We start from the raw sequence: 22607 nt of genomic DNA on the forward strand, positions 1-22607 counted from the left end.
GCAAAGGAGGGAGATTGTTGATAGATGGGGAGTTAGTGATGTGAGTATCTTTTTTGACTTAAGTTGTTGGTAAGAGGTAAGTGTAATGTGCACAAATCAGCTTAGCTGAAATTGTGTCGGATCGGTTCTGTTAGATTGAATCGAGTTGTGGAGAACTTGGGCAGTTAAGCACAGGCTTAGCTAAGTTTTCCACTAAAAGTTGATCTCAACATTTTCAAGTGTCCAGTTTTCTCTAACGTTAAAGAATTCGGGATATATGTACACGCTTTCGGGTTCTATTCGCTTCAGGCTGTTTCCGGTAGACCACACGCCGTCGTTGTTATCATCAACTAGGATCCTGAAGGTATAGTCTCCGGGTGGGATGTTTTTGAACTCGAAAGTAGACGTTCCTGGTTGTGAGGAAACTACTTTGTACTTGTTGGTGACTAGCTGAAGTGTATAGTTTGTGTAGTCTGTTGAAATAGTTCCTCTCACTATCCCCCGCTCTTCGCTGTTTATGAATTTTAGTGGGATGTTTTCAGTGTAGGAAGTGTCTCCGTCTACAGAAAAGAAGGTTCCCTTTGGAAGTTTGACTCTGGTATAGTTGTCTTCGACTTTGTCTAATAGTTTTTTGATTCTACTGTATCGTTTAAAGTCGAGCGAAGATGTGTCTGATTGCAAAGAGTCAGTTAATTGTTGGTATCGGAGTTTTTCATTGGCAACTATCTTTTTGTCGATTTGAGTGTTGATAGTAACTTTTGTTTTGTGGTTGTTCCAAATGATGGTGTCGATCTTGACTGGATGTTGAACAAGTGTATCTATGGAAACTCTCATGGAGTCGGCGATGTAGTTTTTTGCTACTGGTTTTGTAAACGATAATGTAAATGTCGTTTTCTCGAGTATTTGCTCGTCTTTGGTAGGGATGGTGGTAAATTTAAACGGTGGAATGCTTCGCTTGCTTGATGTGAATTTTAGGTAAGTGGTATCAATGGTTTGGTTGTAGGTGCTGTCTATGGAGGTGATTGCGATTTGCAGGCTATCCTTTTTCGGATTTGAGACAGGATAGAAAACAATACCTCTCCCATCTGGTGTTAGGTTCGCTTCAATTGTCCAATTGGGAAGCTTCAAAGAATCCAGGATTTGAACGCTAAAATCTTTGAGGGGTTTGTTATAGCGGCTTTCGAAATATATGCCCGACGTGCGGGAGGTTAGTTGTGCCAGTGGGCGTACGTCGTTGCGTGTGATAGGTATGGTTAGAGAGTCGATGTTGTATGTAAGTGCTAAAGTGTCGGCGATGAATCCATGGGGCTCGTCGTTGGGCTCGCACAAATTGTTTTTGTTCTTGTCCTGGAAGGCGTAGAGTCTGTAGTTCCCGTTTTTAAGGTTTTCTATTGAGTAGGTACCATCTTCAGCAGTTTTTGTAAAATAGAGAGGGCGCTTGTTAAATATATCAGTCGTGTCGTTGGCTTGGTAGAGGGCTACTGTGGCTTCTTTGATTGGCTCGTGGGTGAGCAGGTCGATAATGCTACCTGCTATGGATAGAGAGTCGATGTAGGTAGTGGTACTAAATGCCAGTATGATGTTTTCAGCATCGTTGTTTTCCGTGATGTCGGAGATTGTACTATTGAAGTTCAAGGTATAGGTGGTGCTGTCAGCAAATGGATTTTCGAAGTCGAGGGTGATGCTGGTTTTTTTGATGACGACATCAAATTTGTTCTGATCATCTGGCGTAATTATCAGCTTGGTCTTGATTTGGTCTTCTTTAATGAATTCGTCAAACACCAATGTTATTTTTTGATCTTTGAAGTTAAGTGATTTGTTGATCGGGTAAGATTCAAGAAGCGTGGGGGGAATTGTATCCTTTGCTCCGCCCGTTACAGGCTGTTGGCTTGCGCAGGACGTGTAAAGGATAAAGGCATAGCAGGCAAGAAAGGCGGAAAGAAGTATATTTTTCATTTCTTTTGGAAAATGTATATCATACTGCTGTATTGTGAGGTTCTTGAACCGTAAATATTTGATTTACAACCATTTATAATGGATTTTAATATTTTGTTGCCGTTGTTGAGATGTGTTTCTGATAACAGACTAATATAAAATGAATCAAGATACAGCGGAGCTTTTTGTACGAAGGAAAGCCGGTTTGATTTCAATAACATTTTGATGTTTTCATCGTCGAAATGAAAAAGGTGGCGTGGCACATCGTATGCGGCCCAATTCTCTTTATAATGTTGGGCATCCCAGCTCTTGGTGTTTGGAACAGCGATTACGACATGGCCGTCTTTATTCAACAGTTTCTTGAGTTGTTTTATTGTGGTGTTGAGGTCGTGCACATGTTCAAGCACGTGCCACAATGTAATGACGTCAAATTTGGCGGCTGACTCTTTAGCCTCACTTAATGTTTGGTAAACCAGCATCTCCTTACTTCTTGCTTTCGATAACCCAACATCAGAGGGCTCAATGCCTGTTACCTCGTACTTGTTCGATTGCATGTACTGCATAAACTGCCCAACACCACAGCCGTAGTCCATTAGTCTGCTGCCTGGTTTCGCTAGTCTTTTGACCAACCGAAACTTGTACCACAGTGTATAGCGCTGGGCGAGCGAATACAGTCTGCTCATCAAGCTGCCGTCGCTGTTATGCGACAGGTAGCTGCTTGAGTCATAGAACTGGGAAATAGTTTCTTTGCTGGGCCTTGGGTTGGTGATTAGCAGGCCACAGGATGAGCAAATAGAAATGGCAAAGCTTTGTTGAGAAACAAGATAATCTTTGCAGATCAGGCTGTTTCTTAGATCGGTGTTTGTGCAAATGGGGCACTCCTCTATTCGTTCGTACATGTCCAATTACCTCCCCATGTATACCATTAGTATTGAGATATCTGCTGGGTTAACGCCGCTTATTCTGGAGGCTTGCCCTAATGTGTGTGGTTTGATTTTGAGTAGTTTTTCTCGTGCCTCCGAAGATAGCGCTGTTATTTTATAGTAGTCAAAGAGCGGATCTATCCTGTGGTTTTCCAAAAGGTGAACTTTGTCGGCTAGCTCTTTCTCTTTCACGATATAGGTTTCGTATTTGATTTCTATCTCGCTCTGTTCAATAGCGTCTTTCATATAAGGCTGTAGTGCATCAGCGGTTTTAGGATGCAGTTTGAGCAGTTCGGCAAGATCGACTTGTGGCCGTTTCAAAAGTGTATAGGCGGATGTTTTCTCTCTAATGCCTGCGGTGCCTATGGCATCGAGTCCATCGTTGATTTCTTCGGGAGTATATTTGAGTTGTTTTAAAACGGTGTGTATTTGATTGCTTTGGTTGATTTTGTTTTTCGTTGCTGTTAGACGGTGGTCGGAGGCCAAACCAATGGCATGGCCTTTCTCGGTTAGTCTTATGTCGGCGTTGTCTTGTCTCAGAAGTATGCGAAACTCAGCCCGGGAAGTAAACATCCTGTAAGGTTCTTCAGTGCCTTTGTTAATAAGGTCGTCAATCAGCACACCAATATATGCTTCAGATCTTGTCAGGATCAGTGGTTCTTTCTCGCTGTTTTTTAGGTGGGCGTTAATGCCTGCCATCAGTCCCTGCGATGCCGCCTCTTCATAGCCGGTAGTACCATTTATTTGACCAGCAAAGTACAGATGCTGAATGAGTTTGGTTTCTAAGGTGTGATTGAGTTGCGTGGGTGGGAAGTAGTCGTACTCGATCGCATAGCCTGGCCTGAACATCCTGGCATTCTCAAAGCCCGGTATTTTCCTTAGTGCTTTTATCTGGACGTCTTCTGGTAGCGAGGTAGAAAAGCCATTGACATATACCTCCACGGTGTCCCATCCTTCGGGCTCAACAAATATCTGGTGCCGGTCTCGCTCCGAAAAGCGGTTGATCTTGTCTTCTATTGAAGGACAATAACGTGGGCCTATTCCTTTAATTCGCCCAGCAAACATTGGGGACTTTTCGAAACCAGTCTCCAGGATAGTATGCACTTCAGGGTTTGTGTAGGTGATATAGCAGCTTGCTTGAGTTGCTAAGGGAGTGGTTTCTTCACTGTAGGAAAATTTGCCAGGCTCGGCATCTCCCTTTTGTTCCTCCATGGCGTCGTAGTTGAGGCTTCGTCCATCAACCCGCGGGGGTGTGCCAGTTTTCATTCTGCCTGACTCAAAGCCAAGACTTTGCAGCTGCTCAGTTATTCCTTTGGCAGCATGCTCACCGGTGCGGCCCCCGCCAAACTTCTTTTCTCCAATATGGATGACGCCATTAAGAAAGGTGCCGTTAGTGAGGACAACTGCGCTTGACTCGATCTCTATTCCTAAACTTGTCTTGACACCAACAGCTTTTCCGTCTTTGACGAGCAATCCTACTACCATTTCCTGCCAAAAATCCACGTTAGGGTTGCGCTCCAATGTAAGCCTCCATTCCTCCGCAAACCTCATTCTGTCGCTTTGAGCTCGTGGGCTCCACATGGCTGGGCCTTTCGACTTGTTGAGCATCCTGAACTGGATCATGGTTTTGTCGGTGATAATCCCCGACATGCCACCCAGGGCATCTATCTCACGCACTATTTGTCCTTTGGCTACGCCACCCATCGCAGGGTTACAAGACATCTGAGCGATAGTGCCCATGTTCATTGTTACAAGCAGTACTTTGGAGCCCATTGTGGCTGCGGCATGTGCAGCTTCACATCCGGCGTGGCCCGCTCCTACTACTATTATATCGTATTTAGGAAACATATATTTTCATGTTCCACGTGGAACGTCTAGTCATTATTAGTGTTAGCAACAGAGTTGGAAGAAATAATGTTCCACGTGGAACATCATAGATCCGGGAGCAAAGATAAACAAGCATCCTCTTTTTTTCTCATAAGCTCATTGTCGGCACTTGTCTTGTCTTTGTAACCACACAAGTGAAGTATGCCATGGATCATGACTCGATGCAGTTCGGTGTCAAAAGGAAGATTTAGTTGGGTAGCGTTCTCCTTCACACGATCGACACTGATGAATATGTCACCTTCGATTAGTTCTTCCTGTTCCGAATTATCAAACGTAATGATGTCGGTAAGTGTGTCGTGATTGAGATATTGCACGTTCATATTGTGCAGGTAGTCGTCGGAGCAGAATATATAGGAAATCTCTGATAGTGTGTGTTTCTCCAGGTGTATCACTTCTTTGATCCAACGACGAACCTTATTAGGAGAGGAAAGCTTAAAAGAAACGTCTTCACTAAAGAAGGTGATTTTCATTCTAGCCCAGGTAAAAGATCAGATCCACTTTCTTGCCGCCTTCATGGAACTTAACTTCGTCACACAGGTTCTTCATAAGAAAGATGCCTCTTCCACCGGGCTTCTCAAGGTTTTCAGGTGCAGTTGGATCGGGAAGGTGTTGGTAGTCGAACCCAGCGCCCTCGTCCTGAACGGTGAACTGAAGGTTCTCGTTGAGTAATGATAATTGAAGCAGTACGTTCTTGTGGGCGTCTTTTCCGTTGCCATGCAGTATAGCGTTGTTTACGGCTTCTGTCACAGCAATCATAATATTGCCATAGATATCATCTTCAAGACTGAATCGTTCTTTAGCGTTGTCGATAAAACTCTCAACGATTCGAATATTCTCAGGAAGAGAAGGAATCTCGATTTTGATATTATCCATTTTTAAGCGGGTTAATTGCTGCCAATACGTTTAAAGTACTCATTTACTTCTTTTTTGTAGTAAGGGTTCAATTTGGGAGGAACAGTTTTAAGCAACTCAATTTCCTTTTCTTTTAGCTGCTTATATTCTTCAAAAGCTGCTGGGATCTTTCTTTCAAAATCTCGTGCGGCCTCCCCTTCTCTTTCCTTACTGAGCTCTCTTTCTCTTTCAGAGTTCTCAGCTTCCAAAAGCCTTGTTACAATGTCTTCCTGCCTTTCCTGGCTAATGTTGGCTAGTCGCTTATTAACAAGATCTCTTTCGGTTTGTTCCATTTTTTTGATAGCATCTTGCAAGCCACCCGGGCCACCCTCTTTGTCGCCGCCCATCTTCTGTTGCATTGCTTCGAGCTCTCGTCTAATCATTTCCTGCTCGGCAGCAAGTTTAGCCAATTCTTCCGATAGTTGTCTGCCTGTTTTTCCGCTTTTTTTGAGATCATTAATTTTCTTGCTCAGTTCGCTCTGAAGATCGCTTAGGCCCGGCATGTTTTTCTTTTGTCCTTTTTTCCCTTTTTGCGGTGAGCCCATTGCGTCAGCCATTTGCTGTTGCATCTGCTGAAGCACATCGTCGAGTAATAGAGCCAGGTTGTTCATCGATGTCATTGAGAACTGCTGCTTGCTGATCGCCAGCGATTTGTTCCGGTCTTTAAGCGCATCCAGGCTTTGATCCATGTATTCATTGAGTGCACCCACTTCTCTTGTTACAAACGAGGCAATTTGAAAAACCCTGTTAGCCAGCGCAAGGAGACTGTCTTTAACGATAATGGCATCGTCCTTTATCTTTAATTGCTCCTGAGATAATTCGAGAAACCTCGGGTCACTTTGGTTTACCTCTTTGAAGTTGTTCATCAGATTTTCCTGGCTGAAAGAGAGCTTAACGAGGTTATCTACAATATCTCTGAGGTTATCGAGGTTTTCCTCAAGCATCTCCATCTCCATGTTGCTTTGCATTTGCTGCATCTTCTCACCCATCTGCTTCATTTGCTGAGCACTTTTCTTTTGATTGTCAGACGCCTTTTTCCTCTTCTGTTCTTCCAGGTTTGAAATAGACTCCTCCTGGTTCTTCTCCACTTCTTCTTTTTCTTCGCTGAAATCCGGCATGCTTTCTGGGTTATCGAGCTCCTGGTTGAGCTCGTTTAACTCTTCCATGTCTTTTTGAAGCTCCTGAAACTCTTCTTTGATTTCTTCCTGCTCCTTAATGAGATCTTCTTTTGAGTTCTCAGAGTTCTCAGTCTTCTCGCTTAGTTCCTCCTGCTTCTTGCTTGTTTCTTCCAAATCCTGAACTATTTCTTCAAGCTTGAAGTCAAATTTCATCTTGTTGAAAAGCTCCAGCGCCCGTTCTAGCTCTTTTTCAAGGTTTTCTTCCTTGTTTTCTATCTGGTTCATCATTTTCTGAACCTCACCAAGCTGTGACTTCTCCTCCAGCAGTTTTTTCAGCTCGTCATAGAGTTTTTTAGTTTCATCATCCAGCAGTTCGTCCATGAGCGACTGAAGCTTCTCCATTTGGTCTTTTAACTTGGGGCTGCTCTCTGAAAACCGTTCTCTACGCTCATTCAGGTCTTTGTTTTGGTTTTTTAGCTTTTCTATGTTTTCACTAAGCTCCTCTTTTTTGTCCAGCAAGTCCTGTATCAGCTTCTCATCCTGCCAGTCCATCTTTTTCTTGGTCTTCAGCCGATTCTCAATCTCCTTTATCTGATCCTGAATTTCTTTGGCCTGGTCAAGACTTTTATCAATCTGTTTTTCGGCACCCTGCGCCTCCTTCGCCAACGACTCCTTCAACTCTTTCCTTGTCGGAACCTTCATATAATACAGACCTGTCCGGGTCGATTTATGCCCGTTAACCTCGTCATTATCAGTCACCTCCACGTAGTAAGCAAGCGTTTCGCCTTCCTTGAGATTCATGCTGTCGATGCGCCACTGGTAGTAAAAACCCTGCGACGATTGCTTTTTGTCGAGAGGAAGCGGAAGCGTGCTGAACAGGGACTCTTCCCTGGCATTCTGAGTTTGGTATTTAATGGCAAGCTTGGTAAGGCCATAATCGTCGCTCACTGATCCGCCCAGCACAATGAAGCTGAAAAGAGTGGTGTCCTGGAAGATTTCTGCGTGAATTTCCGGCGCCTTGTCTTTCACCACTTCGATCCGGTACCTGATCCTGTCTTTATTTTTGCTGAATTTGTTGGCCAGCAACACCTCATAGTATTGAGGGTTAAAGAATGTTTTTTTGACGTCAAATAGTTGATTGTCAGATATTTGGGATGAAAATGGCTCGTCGTCCTTATCAAACTTCAGCCACAAACTGTCGGCTTCGGTTGTGCTGAACTGCCAGTTGATTTGGCTTCCTTCCGGCACTTCCACGTTGCCTATGTTTTCCAAAAGAACATCTTGTTTTCCGGTATAGGATGGGAAGTCAAGAAACACGTTGAAGTTTTTGAGCAGGGGCCGATTGTGTAGTGTAATCTGATATTCTGCACTTGAGTATCCTGCCGCTTCGAACTTGAAATTGGTCTTCACCAACATTTTCGGAAAGGTAAACTCAAAGAGGCCTTCGGCGTTTTCATTTAGCTTGATGCGGCGGCCGTTACTTTCCAGGTACACATTTTCCGGGATGTTATCGCCTTCAATGCTCATCTTCAATTGAAAATCCTCATTACGAAAACCATCAAGGGACTCATTCAAAAGATTGAAGGTAAACGGCGGCGGCGGGGTGAAGGTCTTGTTATATTGTATGATTCGGGCGGCACTTTCCGTAAACAGCTGGGGAACAAGCAGAAGCAATATAAGTGTGATGCCGGCGGGAATGGCTAGATACCTTAAAAAGCTAAGGTTCGCATTTATTTTTATTGCATTGACGAACTTTATTGTTGAGAGCTCATGGCTCTTTTGATCTATACTGGCTATAAGGAGGCTTTCATCCTGGTTGCTAATTTTTTGAAGCTGAAGCACATTCAGAAGTTTGTCTTTTACTTCAGGAAAGAACTGCCCTATTTGACGGGCTGCCTCGGCGTCATCAAGGTTTTTTCCTCCTGAATAGATCTCCCACAGAGGCTTTATAATCCGGATCAGGAGTATGCCAGAGGTGAGAATGACAAAAGAAAACAACAAAAAACCCCTGATCCACGTGCCGAAGCGAAAATTGAACTCTAATACGGTAAACGTCAAGAAAAGGCAAAGGACCACAAGAAGGAAGTAGAGAACACCTTTAACCAACTTGTCGGTATAGTATTTCTTTTTGTAATCATGAAGTTGCCTCTTGATGGCGTCGATTCCTGTATTCATTTTGGCCTCCTTCTTTTCATCCATTTGCAATTCGCAAAGGGTATGATACTAGTTATAACGAATATCGTGAAAAGAATGTAGTTAAAAACGGAAAATTGTTTGAATAGACTTGCTTTCGCTGTCGAAAGCAGCCAAAAAACCGTTATTTAATGCTAAGTCCAACGGGGCAATGGTCAGAATGAACCACTTGTGGGAGAATTTCAGCGTGTATCAAGTCTGCTGCCATCTCCTGAGTGGCGAGGTGGTAATCAATCCGCCACCCCTTGTTGTTTGCTCTGGCATTGGCCCTGAACGTCCACCAGCTATACTGGTGAGGCGCTGTGTTGAATTGGCGGAAGGAATCCACAAAGCCGGTATCTATGAATTCGCTAAGCCACTCACGTTCCTCCGGCAAAAAGCCAGAACTATTTTTGTTGGACACGGGGTCGTGGATATCGATCGGCTTGTGGCAAATATTATAGTCGCCGGAAATAATGAGTTTGGGATGGTCGGCCATTACTTTTTTTATGTAGTCAGTAAACTCACCCAACCATTGCATTTTGTAGTCCTGTCGTTCGTCTCCTGAAGAACCTGAGGGAACGTAAACGCTCATAACGGAGTAGTGCTGGAAGTCGGCCCGAATAACCCGGCCTTCGTAGTCCGACTGATCGATGCCGGACCCGTACTCCACATGTTTGGGTTTAGTTTTTGATAGAATGGCAACACCACTATAGCCTTTTTTCACTGCGGGAAACCAGTAGCAGTGGTAGCCGAGGTCTTCGAACAACGAAACGGGAATTTGCTCTTTGTGGGCCTTAAGTTCCTGAAAACAAACGATTTGCGGATCTTTCTCCTTTAGCCACTGCGTTATACCCTTGGAAACAGCCGACCGAATTCCGTTTACATTATATGATATTATTCCAGTCATTATAATATACTTTCTTTTTCAAAATACTCTATTACATGTATTTTTAGCAGCTTTTCTTGCTCACCCGTGTCAAAATGAGGTAATTTTTTCATCATCTTCCAGTGAGGCCAGCCGTCCTCGTCTATGCCCTCCAGGGCGTAGAAGCCAGAGAAACTGAGTATTTTGCAAATGGCAATGTGCATTAAGTCCTGCTTTTGTTCTTTGGTGAATGTCCTTCGCCCCTTGCCCAGTTCTTGTACTCCGATAAGAAAAAGTACGGAGTTGAGATCGGCCGGTTTTTTACCGATCATATTTTCTAGTTTGCCAAGTAGCGCCTGCCACTCCCTCTCAAGATCCAGGTCTTTTTTAAACATTTTGTGGTGTTAGTTTTAATTCGTCCCAAAATTCAACTGCCCTTCTCAGGTGGGGAATTACTATCGTTCCCCCAATAAGTGTGGCAATGCCAAACACCTCGTCCATCTCCTTGTCGGAGCAGCCGAGCTCATAACATTTGCCCAAATGATAGCGTACACAGTCATCGCACCTGAGCACCATGGAGCAGGCCAGCCCCAGCATTTCTTTGTTTTTCACATCAATGGCCCCCTCACTGAAGGCATTGGTGTCGAGGTTAAATATTCTTTTAACAAGCTTGTTGTCAGAAGAAAGGATACGCTCATTCATCTTTTCTCTGTAGTTATTGAATTCGTCTACTTTGCTCATACGGTCTGTCTGCGTTATTAAAGGAGTCACTCTCATGCTCCGGCCTGTTTTTGAAATAGGGGAATACAGTTTGTGGTTGCGTCCGCGATTTTTTCTATATTTTACCTATGGCAAATATCGCAAATGAACTTTGGAATGATTTTGTTTCTTTGATATTTCCTGAAAACTGTATCTCATGCGGTGAGTTATTGGTTCGGGGTGAGGATCATTTGTGCACAGCTTGCCGTTATCAGCTGCCCATTGTAGATGAAGCTATCCGGGATTCTCTTCTGACAAACAAGTTTGTGTACGAACCAAAAATTAGCTTCGTCGATGCTTTTTTAACTTTCAAGAAATCGGGCATTACTCAGAAGCTTCTTCATCAGCTAAAATATAAAGGGAATCGTGAGTTGGGTGTTATGCTTGGTGCCTGGTATGGTAACCAGCTTACAGAGAAGCCAGGGTTTTCGGCTTTTGATATAATTGTTCCAGTTCCTTTGCACAAAAGAAAGCTGAGGATCAGAGGCTACAATCAAAGCATGGCAATTGCAGAAGGACTTTCTGTCGCTACGCAAAAACCAGTTGATGCCGAGCTACTTGTCCGGTCTAAATTCACCAGCACGCAAACCAAGAAGCAAAAGGTGGATCGCTGGCAGAATGTGGAAAACATTTTTGGTGTTACCAGCCCGGAGAGCGTAAAAGGGAAAAAAGTGCTGCTTGTTGACGATGTGCTTACCACCGGATCAACACTTTCATCCTGTGCTTCAGCGCTGATAAGCGCCGGGGCTGAAGGGATAGGAATTTGTGCGTTGGCGGTCTCTCACAAATAAAAAAAGCTCCGAATCTCGGAGCTTTCTTATATAGATAATTTTGTCTTCTCTTAGTAGTTGGTACCGGCACGGATCATCGCACAACGGAAACCGATTGTTGAAGTTGAAGAATCTTCTTCAAGGTATCTTCTGGTTCCTGGCGACATCCAGTAAGCTACGTCAGCCCATGAACCTCCTTTGTAAACTCTCACTCTGTCAGAAACAAGTGAGTTGAAGTTCTGAGTGTCATAACCTTTTTCGTCATCAAGGTAACCGTCACGACGAACAGGGTTCAGGTCATCAAAGTCCTGGAACGAAAGCGGGCGGTAAACGTCCCATACCCATTCGTTAACATTACCTGACATGTTATAAAGACCAAATTCGTTTGGAGGATAATCGTAGATATAAGTTGTGATCATGGCACCGTCGTTCAGCTTACCGGCTATACCGGCGTAGTCACCACGGCCTCTTTTGAAGTTGGCAAGGAAGTAACCCATTTTCTTTCCATAAGGATTACGCAATGAGTGACCATCCCAGGGATACAGCCTGCGGTGAGTTTGGTTTTCGTCCAGCCACTGAACACCAATAAGTGCCTGAGCTGCATATTCCCACTCGGCCTCGGTTGGGAGACGGTAGTTAGGTAGCACAACACCACTTTCCAAAGGAATTCTTTCACTTCCTGACTCTGCAAGTGTTACGTCCTCAAGACCGGCATCTTGTGCAAGCTTAAGGTTAACCACCGTGGTTCTCCAGTTGCAATAGTCATTGGCTTGCTTCCAGTTAACACCTACAACAGGATAGTACCTGAAACCAGGGTAACGAAGGTAGTGATCTACATAAGGATCATTGTAAGCAAGGTCTCTGGCCCAAACAGTTGTGTCAGGCAGCGAAGACTCATAAAATTCTCTTGAAGAGTCAAGGCGAATGTAGTAGAGATACTCCAACCAGTGAATGTTGGCGATTTCAGTTTCGTCCATGTAAAATGAAGCAACTGTTACGGCTCTCTCAACATTGTCGTGTCTGTTCATCAAATCTTCCTCAAAAGACCCAAGAACCGTACGACCTCCTTCTATAAAAACTAGATTAGGACCCTCAGGCTGACCGGCATAGTCGCTAACCTGAAAACCACCCTCCTCGTTGTACTCCATTCCTGTCGCTGAGCTCAGGCTGCCTGGACTACTACTTGTTGGCGTGCTGGAACCGCACCCGCCTAGAAAAGCGGAGAACCCAACAGCCAAAGCAGAGGTACATAAGATGTTAACAAAATTTTTCATAACCTGTTTATTTGAACTTAAAAAGCTAATGTAGCCTAGATCGGGCATATTTAATAACGATCGACTACAAATTTCAATTATAATAAGTTTTTTTCAAAAAAAGAGAGGACAATATAGGGATTTATCTAAATAATGTCTCTAACAGACGTTTTATTGTGCTACTGCAGCCTCATTTTCCTGCAGCATTTTTTTAAGATAACCGATTGCATGGTCTACTGACTTGACCTGCTCAAGGTTCAGAATGAGTCGGCCTTTGTGCTCCCTCATCCGGCTGATTTTCGGATTCTTTTGTACATATTCCAATACTTTGCCAAAGGTAGGTGACTTGAAATAGGCTTCATTTTCACCAGAAACAAAATAGCATTTCAGCACCTCAACCTTCAGTATAAGCTTTTCAATACCTGCTTTTTTGGCCAGCCAGCGAAGTCGTACGGTTTTTATAAGCTCTTCCACCTCTTCGGGAATCGGCCCGAAACGGTCTTTAACATCAGCGCTGAATTTCGCCAACTCTTCCTCCGCCTCAATGCTGTCGAGGTGGGAGTACAAGCTTAGCCGCTCCGAAATATTGTTGACGTAGGACTCCGGAATAAGAATTTCGAGGTCAGTTTCTATCACGCAATCGGTGGCTACAGCCTCAACGGCTTTTTTGATGTCTTCAGCAAATAGGTCGCTGTAGTCCTCAATTTTGAGCTCCTGAATGGTTTCGTCGAGGATCTTGTGATACATTTCAAAACCAAGGTCAGAGATAAAGCCGCTTTGCTCGCCACCCAGCAGGTCTCCAGCTCCACGGATATCCAGGTCTCTCATGGCTACTTTGAAGCCGTCGCCCAATTCGGAAAATTCTTCAAGCGTGACCAGCCTCTTACGGGCTTCAGCTGTCAGGCCCGACGATGCGCCAGAAAGCAGCAGGCAGAAGGCTTTTTTGTTCGATCGGCCTACCCGCCCTCTCATTTGGTGCAGGTCAGAAAGGCCAAACATGTGTGCCCGGTTGATGATGATGGTATTGGCATTGGGGATATCAAGGCCACTTTCAATGATATTAGTTGACACCAGCACGTCGAACTCACCCTCGATAAACCGCATCATTACTTTTTCCAGCTTAGGCCCATCCATTTGCCCATGAGCAATGCCTATTCGTGCGTCTGGCACCAGCCTCAAAACGATACTGGCTATCTGGTCAATGTCGCTGACCCTGTTGTGCACAAAGAATACCTGGCCGCCTCGTCTCAGCTCGAAGCTGATGGCGTCTCTGATTACACTTTCGTTGAATTCGTGCAGCTCGGTGGTAACGGGTTGTCTGTTAGGTGGTGGTGTGGCAATAATGCTTAAGTCCCGTGCCCCCATCATGGAGAAATGAAGCGTTCTCGGTATCGGGGTTGCAGTCAAAGTGAGGCTGTCTACATTCACCTTCGATTCCTTGAGCTTTTCCTTAATTTTCACCCCAAACTTCTGCTCTTCATCAATAACCAGTAGTCCCAGGTCTTTGAACTCTACATCTTTGTTCACAATGCGATGGGTGCCTATGAGAATGTCAATTTTACCCTCCTTCACTCTTTGAAGAATGTCTTTTATCTCCTTCGTGGTGCGGAACCGGTTGATGTATTCTATGTCTAGTGGAAAATTGGCAAGCCTTTCTTTGAACGTGCGGTAGTGCTGCATGGCCAGAATGGTGGTTGGCACCAGCACCGCCACTTGCTTTCCGTTGCTCGCCGTTTTAAAAGCTGCACGAATGGCTACCTCAGTTTTGCCAAAACCAACATCGCCGCATACCAGTCTGTCCATCGGGTGAGGCTGCTCCATGTCTTTTTTTACGTCGGCAGTAGCCAGCGCCTGGTCAGGTGTGTCTTGATAAATGAAGGATGACTCAAGTTCGGCCTGAAGAAAGTTGTCGGGTGGGAAAGCATAACCGGGCGTCGCCTTTCTCTTGGCGTAAAGGCTGATCAGGTCTTTGGCAATGTCTTTTACCCGCTTCTTTACTTTCTTTTTCTTGATGTCCCAATCCTGAGTGCCGAGCTTGTTGATCGGCGGCGGTTGCCCTTCCTTGCCGGCATACCGGGAAATTTTATGCAGAGAATGCACACTTACGTACAGCAGGTCATTGTCCCGATACACAATCCGAAGCGCTTCCTGTTTCTTTCCGCCTACATCCACGGTATCCAGTCCGGCAAATCGGCCTACCCCGTAGTCGATATGCACTACGTAGTCTCCAGGCTGCAGCGACTTGAGTTCTTTGATTGTGAGGGCCTTTGACTTGCTATGCTTTTCCCTGGTTTTGTATTTGTGAAAGCGATCAAAAAGCTGGTGATCCGTGTAGCAAAGCAATTTTATCTGCTTGTCGACAAAGCCTTCCCGAAGCCCTGCCAAAAAACCTTCGAACCGCATAGTGGGATCCAGTTCCTGAAAAATTGTGTCCAGGCGCTCGATTTGTTTTTCCGACTCGGCGGCGATGAACAGGTTATATCCCTGCAATTGGCGTTGGTTGAGGTTCTCCACCATCATTTCGAAGTTCTTGTGAAATGGTGGTTGGGGCTCCGCTTCATATTGGAAGGTCGTAGCATTTTCCAGATAGAACCGGCTGCCAAACTCAATCATCGGGAAAGAGAAAATGTGTGACTTGATGGTCGCAGCATTTTCGAACAGGTCGGCGGGCTCCAGCACGATTTTCGTGTTGCCGCTTTCCTTCATCAGCACGTCAAAGCTTGCAGAAGCCTTGGTGAAGTAACTGTCGAGCTGATCGTAGAGTAGTTGCAGATCCTTTATCCAGAAACGGGTTTCTTTTGGTACAAACTCCAGAAACGACTGCCTTTTTTCCTGCAAAAGCCTGGTTTGCACATTGGGAATGATGCTGATGGAGTTTACGGCGTCCTGCGATAGTTGGGTATTTGGGTCGAAAGTCCTGATGCTTTCTATTTCGTCCCCAAAAAGCTCCATGCGATAGGGCAGCTCTCCAGCATAGGAATATATATCGATAATACCACCTCTTACTGCGTACTGACCCGCTTCATACACAAAGTCGGTTCGCTCAAAGTCGTAGGTCATGAGCAGTTCGGCGATGAACTCCACATCGACCTTATCGCCCACCTTGGCATTAAACGTATTTTCTGTCAGTGCCCGCCTATTGATCACCTTTTCTGTCAGTGCTTCCGGATAGGTAACTATTATTTCACCCTTGCCACTTCTGTGGTTGAGTTTGTTCAATACGTCGGCCCGCAGAAGGATGTTGGCATTTTCGGTCTCGTCAAACTGGTAAGGTCGCTTATAGGAAGTGGGGAAAAACAAGACTTCCCTTTCACCAAACAAGTTCTGCATGTCGTTGAAAAAGTAAGCAGCTTCCTCTTTTTCATGCATAACAAACACATGGCATTGCCTGTCCATAGAAAAAACAGCTGCAGGCACAACGGCATCGAGACTTCCAACGAGCCCCTTCACCTGAAATGCTCCCCCACCTTTGGCCTTGAAGCTCTCGGCCAGGGTTTTCACAAAACTATCTTGCTTATAAATTGATAGGAAGTCGGAAACTTTCAACTTAAGAACATTTTTTGGTGGGCAAAAGTACGGATATTATGGTGATGGAGCGTTATATAACGAATAACAGAAAATCATTTTATGATTATTCATAGCAAATTGTTGAACCAAGGCTCAAACAAAATGTTTAATTACAAATTACGGCGCTAGCATGGCAAATTCCTATAAGAAAACAAAAGCACCGACCAGTTCATTCCCGCTCAACGAGCTGGAGAAAATGCACCCCTACAAAATGCTGTTGCTGATAGGTATTTTCGGCAGTATTTTGATATTCTTTTTTCTGCTAATGGTGTATACAGCCTCGGGAACCTTGGTTGATAAATCAGCCAAAATAGAGTTTCCGAAAGCTTTTATAATTAGCACACTCATTTTACTTGGATCCAGCTTCACCATTAGCCGGGCCGTGGAATATTTTGAAAAAGAGAAAACCAAAGAGCTAAGGAAGTCGCTGCTGTTCACTCTTGCGCTTGCCTTTGCTTTTTCGTTCTCGCAGTTTTTTGGGTGGAATGAGCTGATGAATCAGGAAGCCAGCAATGCCGTGAGAGGAGCCATTGTCTATTTATATGCCCTTTCTGGCCTTCACATCTTGCACATGAGCGCAGGCATCATTTATCTGGCGTATTGCTACATCCTGCTGATCAGGAAATCAAGCAACCCGGTTCACTCGCTGGTGTATTTCACTAACTCGTTTCGAAAGCTTCAACTCAACTTGTTGGTAACCTACTGGCATTTCATGGATGGTCTTTGGATGTTTCTTTTCCTGTTTTTCTTGTTTTTTCTTTGAAAGAGTGTTTTTGGCACAAATGTTGAAACGATGAAACGGACATATCTGTGGCCGGTGGCTGAGCCATTGCGAGAACTAAATACGCAGATATTTGTTAATAATACTGAATCACAATTCCATAGTGGTTTCATAGATAGGTTAGGTTGGTGATTGGGCATGTACCTTTAGGGCATGCCCTTTCTTTTTTAACAGTAATTTTTTCCAGCCCCTGACATCCTATAGGTGCTTGTTTCTATTTTTGTGAAGTTTAACAACCGATACCATGAAAAGAATAATGCTTCCTCTCACTGTTCTCCTGATGCTCACCTTTTCTGCTCAGGCAGTCAATACGACATCGAATGTGCTGTGGGGTCAAACAGGCCACAGGGTGGTGGGTCTGGTGGCGGAGCGTCATCTCACCAAAAAAGCAAAAGCCAACATCGGGAAGATACTTGGAGGAGAGAGCCTGGCCATAGTGAGCAACTATATGGATTTTATTAAATCCGATCCAACTTATAAGCACATGGACCCCTGGCATTACTGCACGATTCCCGATGGTCAAGCCTATGAGCAGGCTGGCACTCCGTCAGAGGGCGACGTGATAGCCACTATAGAAAGACTTAAGTCCGAGTTGAAAAGCAAGCAATTTACAGATAGAGACGAGGCTTTTGCCATAAAGATGCTGGCGCATCTGGTGGGCGATATTCACCAGCCACTGCACGTGGGCAATGGAAACGACCGGGGCGGCAACGATGTGAAGCTGAAGTACTTTTGGGAAAGCTCCAATTTGCACAGGGTGTGGGACAGCGACATGATTGATGGTCAGCAGCTAAGCTATACTGAGTTTGCCGACTGGGTAGATACCGAAGACAAGGCAACGGTGGCTGCGTGGCAAAAAAATGTAACGACAGACTGGGCCTACGAATCGATGGGCCTGAGAGAGCAGGTTTATAACTTGCCCGAGGACTTGTCGCTTTCTTATCGATACAACTTTGATAATATTGATGCAGTAAAATTGAGGCTGGTGCAGGCGGGCGTGCGATTAGCGGGCCTGCTGAATGAGATTTATGGGTAATTGGTTGTACCTTAATGTATGGATAAAAAGAAGCTGATAGCCGTCTTCAAAAAACTGGAAGGCAAGCTCAACGAGAAGGAGTTCGATTTGGAAGCATGGAAGGCCTCTGCCGTTTCCTTGTTTTCGAGAACATTTGGGGCCAGTGATCCAAAGATCAAGCAAATCCACGACCTCAAAATTGACTACAGCAGCTGGGCACTCCGGGACGCACCTTCCACCTATCATCCGTTAGAGTCATGCAAGAACCTCGGGAGAGAGGTAGTGCTTTCAGCTATCGATGAAATAGAGCTATTTGGCTTGCCCGAGCAAAAAGACCTCCGTAAGGTGATGGGTGAAGTCTACTCGGAAGCAGAGGTAAAGCAAATAGTTTCGCTGGCTGGTGTGGAGAAAAAAGAGGCAGAGTTGAAAAAGCTGCTGGAAAAGGCAGGGAGTGAAAAAAACGTGGCTTTGATAATGAAGCTGTTGAGTGAGGAAGCTTTTGACTAGCGGAAAAGCTCGTTGTTGATAAACGGCACCAGAGCCAAAGTCATGGCGTGAGCATAATACTGCGTTCTGTCGATTTGCCCATGGGTAAGCAAGCCCACTGCTCCATCTTTTTGCTTCGAATTGCTTCTGCCAAAAACCTGGTCGTCGGCCACCCCGAGTTCTACGCCTTGCCGAACAAGCTGCGCTACCTTGCCTGGCAGTAAAAAAGTGGCTGTTCGTGCCCTCGAAGAATGGTCAGGTGAAAGAATGACCATCCAGGCAAACGCCTCCATGAGGCCATTAGTATCTGAAATACCGCCTTCTATGCCCACCCAATATTGTCCGTCGGGGCGGCCGGTCTTTGCATTCGTAGCTCTGTTAAATGCTCCCCGATAGGTTTCTTCATCTGTCATGGGTTGGTCAGTAACATTTGAGGCCGCATCTACTCCCTCAAAGCTAAAAACCTCTCCGGGGAATACTTTTTCGAAGGCGTTTTTTACGCACTGCACTTTCACCGGGTTTCGGCTACCGATAATCACTGTTTTCTCCATGGTGGTAATTATACTCATTATTGTCGGCTCCTAATCTTTCCTTTTTACCAAACGGATTGCAATATTGGACGAAAAACTTACTAAGCCCAATCTCAGATGTTGCTCCAAAAATACTTCAAAGTCGTTTTTTATTTGTTGGCAGTCCTTTGCCTCAACGCACGTATTTCGCATGCTCAGTCTTTGCTGCTCAAGCCAGACCGGGTTTTTGACGGTGAAAAAATGTTGGCGACCGGAACGGTAGTGCTTTTGGAAGACGGCAAGGTGGCCTATGTAGGGCCGGAAAGTGGCGCAAAAGTAGGAAAGAACACAAAAACCATGACACTACCAGGCCAAACCTTGCTTCCGGGTTTGATAGAGGGACATTCCCATGTTTTGTTGCATCCATACAATGAAGTTTCCTGGAACGACCAGGTGCTGAAAGAATCAACAGCCGAAAGGGTAGCCCGAGGTACGGTGCACCTTCGAAAATCGCTGGAGGCGGGCATCACCACCATGCGGGATTTGGGCAGTGAAGGGGCTGGCTATGCCGATGTTGGCTTGAGAACGGCATTGGAAAAAGACGTTATTCAGGGACCAACTTTATTGGTGGCTGGCCCGGCGATTGTAGCCACGGGTAGTTATGGCCCCAAAGGCTTTCACGATGGAGTAGCTGTGCCGCTTGGCGCAGAAACTGCCGATGGCCACGACGATTTGATAAAGGTGGTGCGGGATCAGATTGGCAAGGGCGCTGATCTGATCAAAGTGTACGCCGACTACAGATGGGGATTGAACAAGACAGCTGCCCCTACTTTTACCCTAGGCGAGTTGAAGCTGATAGTAGAAGTGGCCGAAAGCAGCGACAGACAAGTAGTAGCACACGCATCCACCAAAGAAGGCATGAGGAGAGCGATTCTGGCGGGTGTAAAAACGATAGAGCACGGGGATGACCTTGACGAGGAAATTGCGAAGCTGATGAAGGAACATGGCGTGGCTCTTTGCCCTACTTTGGGGGCCGTTGAGGCCATTGCCTCCTACGGTGGCTGGAAGAAAGGAACGGATGCAGATACCGACAGAATCGAGAAAAAGAAGGCTTCAATGACTTTGGCGCTTACATCAGGTATCGATATACTTTTTGGTGGTGATGTGGGTGTTTTCTCACATGGCAACAATGTGTATGAGCTTGAGCTGATGAACGAATATGGTATGAGCGCCCTGGCCTGCCTGCAGTCAGCTACTTCGGTAAATGCCAGGGTGTTTGGCATAAGCGATAAGGTCGGAAAAATAGAAAACGGCCTTGTGGCAGACCTTGTTGCTGTCGAAGGTGATCCGTCTAAAAACATCAGAGACCTGAGGAAAGTGAAGCTTGTGGTTCAGGCCGGGAAAGTAGTGGTGGAAAAATAGGCGCTGCGCTCCAATATCGTTTAGAACAGAGTACTCATGGCGGGTACTCCTTTATTCCCTAGACCGGTTCCACAGAAGAGCAGTGAATTTTCATTGGATTAAATAGTGCATAGCGACAACTTTGCTTAACGATTCTATCGTTTGAAAATACGAATTCCCAGCCAAATAAGTGGCAAAAGTGCCAGCAGGGAAATCGTTACAAAGTAAGGACTATCGAAGCTGCCCTGGTAGCCGATAGCCATAAAAATTGCCCTGGCCACTTGATGAATGCCGAGGAACAGCGTAACACCAACGATGAGCAGCCCTGCGAAGTTGGAAAAAGGGCCGTTGATATGGCTGACCATGAGCCTGGTATTGTTAAGCACCAGCAGGAGCCCTGTAGCTGCCACCGGAAGTAATACGCCGTTGATGGCCTGAGCCAGCAGGATAACGGGTACGGGGCGTAAGCCGAGCAGGCCAAACACCAGGCCAACGATCAGTATGGCGCCCCACACGAGTCTATAGTATGTTCCGGTGCCCTCCCAGTTTTTTTCTCCCTTCCCCCAAATGCTTTGTGCGGTAATAGTGGAGGCCAGCGGTGCCGTGATAGTGCTGGTGAAACCAGCGGCGAACAGACCAAGGGCAAACAGATATTTGCCCGGAAGACCGACTGCTTTTTCTAAGACTGATGCCATTTCTTCGAAGGAAAAGGGAAGAGACGACAGCGTGCCGGAGAGCAGCACCGCCATGGAGACAATGCCACCCAGCCCAATGGCAATGATGAGGCCCAATCTCATTTCGCCCAATTGCTGGCCCTTGCCCAGACCAGAGCCTAGAAACAGGTTGTACGGCACAATAGTGGTACCTACCAGGCCAATGACCAGCAAAATATCGTCGGCGGGAATTTGTGGAATAAAAAGGCCTTTGGTGATGGCTAGCAGAGATTCGTTAATGAAAAAGGAAGTATACAGAAAGGCCACGCCCATTACTGCTACCAGCATGCCCACCGACCTGGCTATGGAACCCGCAGAGCCTCCCCACAAAAGAACGGCGGCAATACCGGTAATGGCCAATGTAAAAACCCACGGTGGCAGAGAAAACAACAGGCCCGCTCCCGAAATGGCTCCGACAATATTTCCGGCTTCGTAGGCAGCACACCCGAAAATCACGGCTCCTCCCAGCAACCACTTCATCCAGGGTTGGTTACCAAAGGTGAGTTCGACCGCTTCCCCTATGGTGAGTCCTGACGCAATGGTGATGCGGGCGGCTCCTTCCTGCAGTACCATGCAGGCCAGGGTAGAAAAGAGCAAAGCCCAGAGTAAAGACACCCCATGAGAGGCACCAGCTAACGATGCCGTGGTAATGGTTCCCGGGCCGATGAAGGCGGCAGAGATGACCGACCAGAAGAGAATGTTAAGGAGCTTCTTTTTCAAAAGAAAGGTATGAATAGGTCAGCCCTAATATATAGCATACCGATCTATTTATAAATCTGATTGATGAGATGCGGGAACTTCTTACTTTTTAAACGAACTCAACTCCACATAGCTATTCAGCTGACCTTTTTCATCGTACGACTCACTTTTCACCATTCCCGCACCCTCGCTTAGGTACTCAACGCTGGACGAGTTCATCGTTCTTTTCATGCCCATGATAGACACGGTAGACTCCGAGTCGTAGGTCATTTTAAAGCAATCGTAGGTGCCGGCGGCTGTGGTTATTTTCTCTTTGCCTACCACTTTCCGGTTCTTGATCGACACGTTGGTATTGGTGGCCATTGCTTTCATGGCGGGGTTGTCAGAGACAATCTTCACCACAAAATTCAGGTCTTTCAGCGACTGGCCCGCCTTCAGGTCTGACGGAATGGTCAGCTGGTCACCCTCAAATACAATCTGAACATCTTCCATGCCCTCCATTCCCTGCGGCATAAAGTTCCTCATGTCCATTTTGAAGACGCCGTCTTCACAAATCATCTCGATTTCGCTGTTGCTCAGCTCTTTCTTTTTGTCGTACATGGTTACCCGGGCCTTGATGGTTTGGTTGTTGCCCGAGCCGGTCACCGATAAAATCTCTGTCTTGTCCTGAGAGACTTCTTTCCCTTTTTTGTTGAAATAAGTTCGTTCTATCACCGCCCCCTCATTATAGTTGAAATAGGGATTGCACTGGCTAAATGCCTGATGAGAAAAAATAAGAAGGCCGACTGCGAAAAATGATTTGAGTAGTTGCATGGGAAAAGTATGTTTTGCATTATTTTCCATAAAAATAGTACAAAAACAATAGACTGTCAATGGAGCTC

At 45.7% G+C, this 22607-nt stretch carries 19 protein-coding genes; 5 read left to right on the plus strand and 14 right to left on the minus strand.

Annotated features, from left to right (window positions below; translation table 11 throughout):
* Window positions 1-192: 192 nt before the first annotated feature.
* The 9 genes from RT717_RS24290 to RT717_RS24330 form a co-directional block, all read right to left on the minus strand.
* Entirely contained in the window at window positions 193-1935 is a 1743-nt protein-coding gene (locus RT717_RS24290) for an Ig-like domain-containing domain (RefSeq protein WP_317488931.1), read from the minus strand.
* A complete protein-coding gene (locus RT717_RS24295) occupies window positions 1932-2813 on the minus strand; it encodes a class I SAM-dependent methyltransferase (RefSeq protein WP_317488932.1) in 882 nt (293 codons plus the stop codon). The genes RT717_RS24290 and RT717_RS24295 overlap by 4 nt, the downstream gene beginning before the upstream one ends.
* A 6-nt stretch (window positions 2814-2819) precedes the next feature.
* Window positions 2820-4685 (minus strand): tRNA uridine-5-carboxymethylaminomethyl(34) synthesis enzyme MnmG, encoded by a 1866-nt coding sequence (gene mnmG, locus RT717_RS24300; RefSeq protein WP_317488933.1) that lies wholly within the window; start codon window positions 4683-4685, stop codon window positions 2820-2822.
* 83 nt (window positions 4686-4768) lie between these two features.
* Window positions 4769-5194 (minus strand): rRNA maturation RNase YbeY, encoded by a 426-nt coding sequence (gene ybeY / locus RT717_RS24305; protein ID WP_317488934.1) that lies wholly within the window; start codon window positions 5192-5194, stop codon window positions 4769-4771.
* A 1-nt stretch (window position 5195) separates the two neighbouring features.
* Window positions 5196-5597 (minus strand): ATP-binding protein, encoded by a 402-nt coding sequence (locus RT717_RS24310; protein ID WP_317488935.1) that lies wholly within the window; start codon window positions 5595-5597, stop codon window positions 5196-5198.
* A gap of 11 nt (window positions 5598-5608) precedes the next feature.
* Window positions 5609-8932: a DUF4175 family protein gene (locus tag RT717_RS24315; RefSeq protein ID WP_317488936.1), complete on the minus strand. Its 3324-nt coding sequence runs from the start codon at window positions 8930-8932 to the stop codon at window positions 5609-5611.
* Between the two features lie 118 nt (window positions 8933-9050).
* A complete protein-coding gene (locus RT717_RS24320) occupies window positions 9051-9815 on the minus strand; it encodes an exodeoxyribonuclease III (RefSeq protein WP_317488937.1) in 765 nt (254 codons plus the stop codon).
* Window positions 9815-10168: a hypothetical protein gene (locus RT717_RS24325; RefSeq protein WP_317488938.1), complete on the minus strand. Its 354-nt coding sequence runs from the start codon at window positions 10166-10168 to the stop codon at window positions 9815-9817. Before RT717_RS24325 ends, RT717_RS24320 begins: the two co-directional genes overlap by 1 nt.
* Window positions 10161-10514, minus strand: a complete 354-nt coding sequence (locus RT717_RS24330) for a carboxymuconolactone decarboxylase family protein (protein WP_317492381.1) — start codon at window positions 10512-10514, stop codon at window positions 10161-10163. Before RT717_RS24330 ends, RT717_RS24325 begins: the two co-directional genes overlap by 8 nt.
* Window positions 10515-10621: 107 nt before the next feature.
* On the opposite strand from RT717_RS24330, the gene RT717_RS24335 reads away from it, so the two are divergent.
* Window positions 10622-11323 (plus strand): ComF family protein, encoded by a 702-nt coding sequence (locus tag RT717_RS24335; protein ID WP_317488939.1) that lies wholly within the window; start codon window positions 10622-10624, stop codon window positions 11321-11323.
* Between the two features lie 50 nt (window positions 11324-11373).
* Here the strand turns inward: RT717_RS24335 and gldJ are convergent, their stop codons facing one another.
* Window positions 11374-12576 carry a gliding motility lipoprotein GldJ gene (gldJ, locus tag RT717_RS24340; protein ID WP_152001412.1) on the minus strand — a complete coding sequence of 401 codons (1203 nt, stop codon included), beginning with the start codon at window positions 12574-12576 and terminating at the stop codon, window positions 11374-11376.
* A 150-nt stretch (window positions 12577-12726) separates the two neighbouring features.
* A complete protein-coding gene (mfd, locus tag RT717_RS24345; RefSeq protein WP_317488940.1) occupies window positions 12727-16101 on the minus strand; it encodes a transcription-repair coupling factor in 3375 nt (1124 codons plus the stop codon).
* A gap of 151 nt (window positions 16102-16252) precedes the next feature.
* Between mfd and RT717_RS24350 the strand changes: the two genes are divergently transcribed.
* The 3 genes from RT717_RS24350 to RT717_RS24360 all read left to right on the plus strand — a co-directional run bounded on the left by RT717_RS24350 (window position 16253) and on the right by RT717_RS24360 (window position 18425).
* Window positions 16253-16885: a cytochrome c oxidase subunit 3 gene (locus tag RT717_RS24350; protein WP_317488941.1), complete on the plus strand. Its 633-nt coding sequence runs from the start codon at window positions 16253-16255 to the stop codon at window positions 16883-16885.
* A gap of 262 nt (window positions 16886-17147) precedes the next feature.
* Complete coding sequence (locus tag RT717_RS24355) at window positions 17148-17939, plus strand: S1/P1 nuclease (protein ID WP_317488942.1); 792 nt, start codon at window positions 17148-17150, stop codon at window positions 17937-17939.
* 18 nt (window positions 17940-17957) lie between these two features.
* Window positions 17958-18425, plus strand: coding sequence for a hypothetical protein (locus RT717_RS24360; RefSeq protein ID WP_317488943.1), 468 nt, complete (start codon window positions 17958-17960; stop codon window positions 18423-18425).
* On the opposite strand, the gene yjjX is transcribed toward RT717_RS24360, so the two are convergent.
* A complete protein-coding gene (yjjX, locus tag RT717_RS24365; RefSeq protein WP_317488944.1) occupies window positions 18422-18973 on the minus strand; it encodes an inosine/xanthosine triphosphatase in 552 nt (183 codons plus the stop codon). The genes RT717_RS24360 and yjjX overlap by 4 nt on opposite strands.
* Before the next feature lie 78 nt (window positions 18974-19051).
* Here yjjX and RT717_RS24370 point away from each other — a divergent pair, with 78 nt between their 5' ends.
* Window positions 19052-20335, plus strand: coding sequence for a metal-dependent hydrolase family protein (locus RT717_RS24370; protein ID WP_317488945.1), 1284 nt, complete (start codon window positions 19052-19054; stop codon window positions 20333-20335).
* 134 nt (window positions 20336-20469) lie between these two features.
* Here the strand turns inward: RT717_RS24370 and RT717_RS24375 are convergent, their stop codons facing one another.
* A complete protein-coding gene (locus tag RT717_RS24375; RefSeq protein ID WP_317488946.1) occupies window positions 20470-21747 on the minus strand; it encodes an NRAMP family divalent metal transporter in 1278 nt (425 codons plus the stop codon).
* 81 nt (window positions 21748-21828) lie between these two features.
* Window positions 21829-22539, minus strand: coding sequence for a TapB family protein (locus tag RT717_RS24380; RefSeq protein WP_317488947.1), 711 nt, complete (start codon window positions 22537-22539; stop codon window positions 21829-21831).
* Between the last annotated feature and the right edge of the window lie 68 nt (window positions 22540-22607).

The sequence above is a fragment of the Imperialibacter roseus genome (assembly GCF_032999765.1).
Classification (GTDB): domain Bacteria; phylum Bacteroidota; class Bacteroidia; order Cytophagales; family Cyclobacteriaceae; genus Imperialibacter; species Imperialibacter roseus.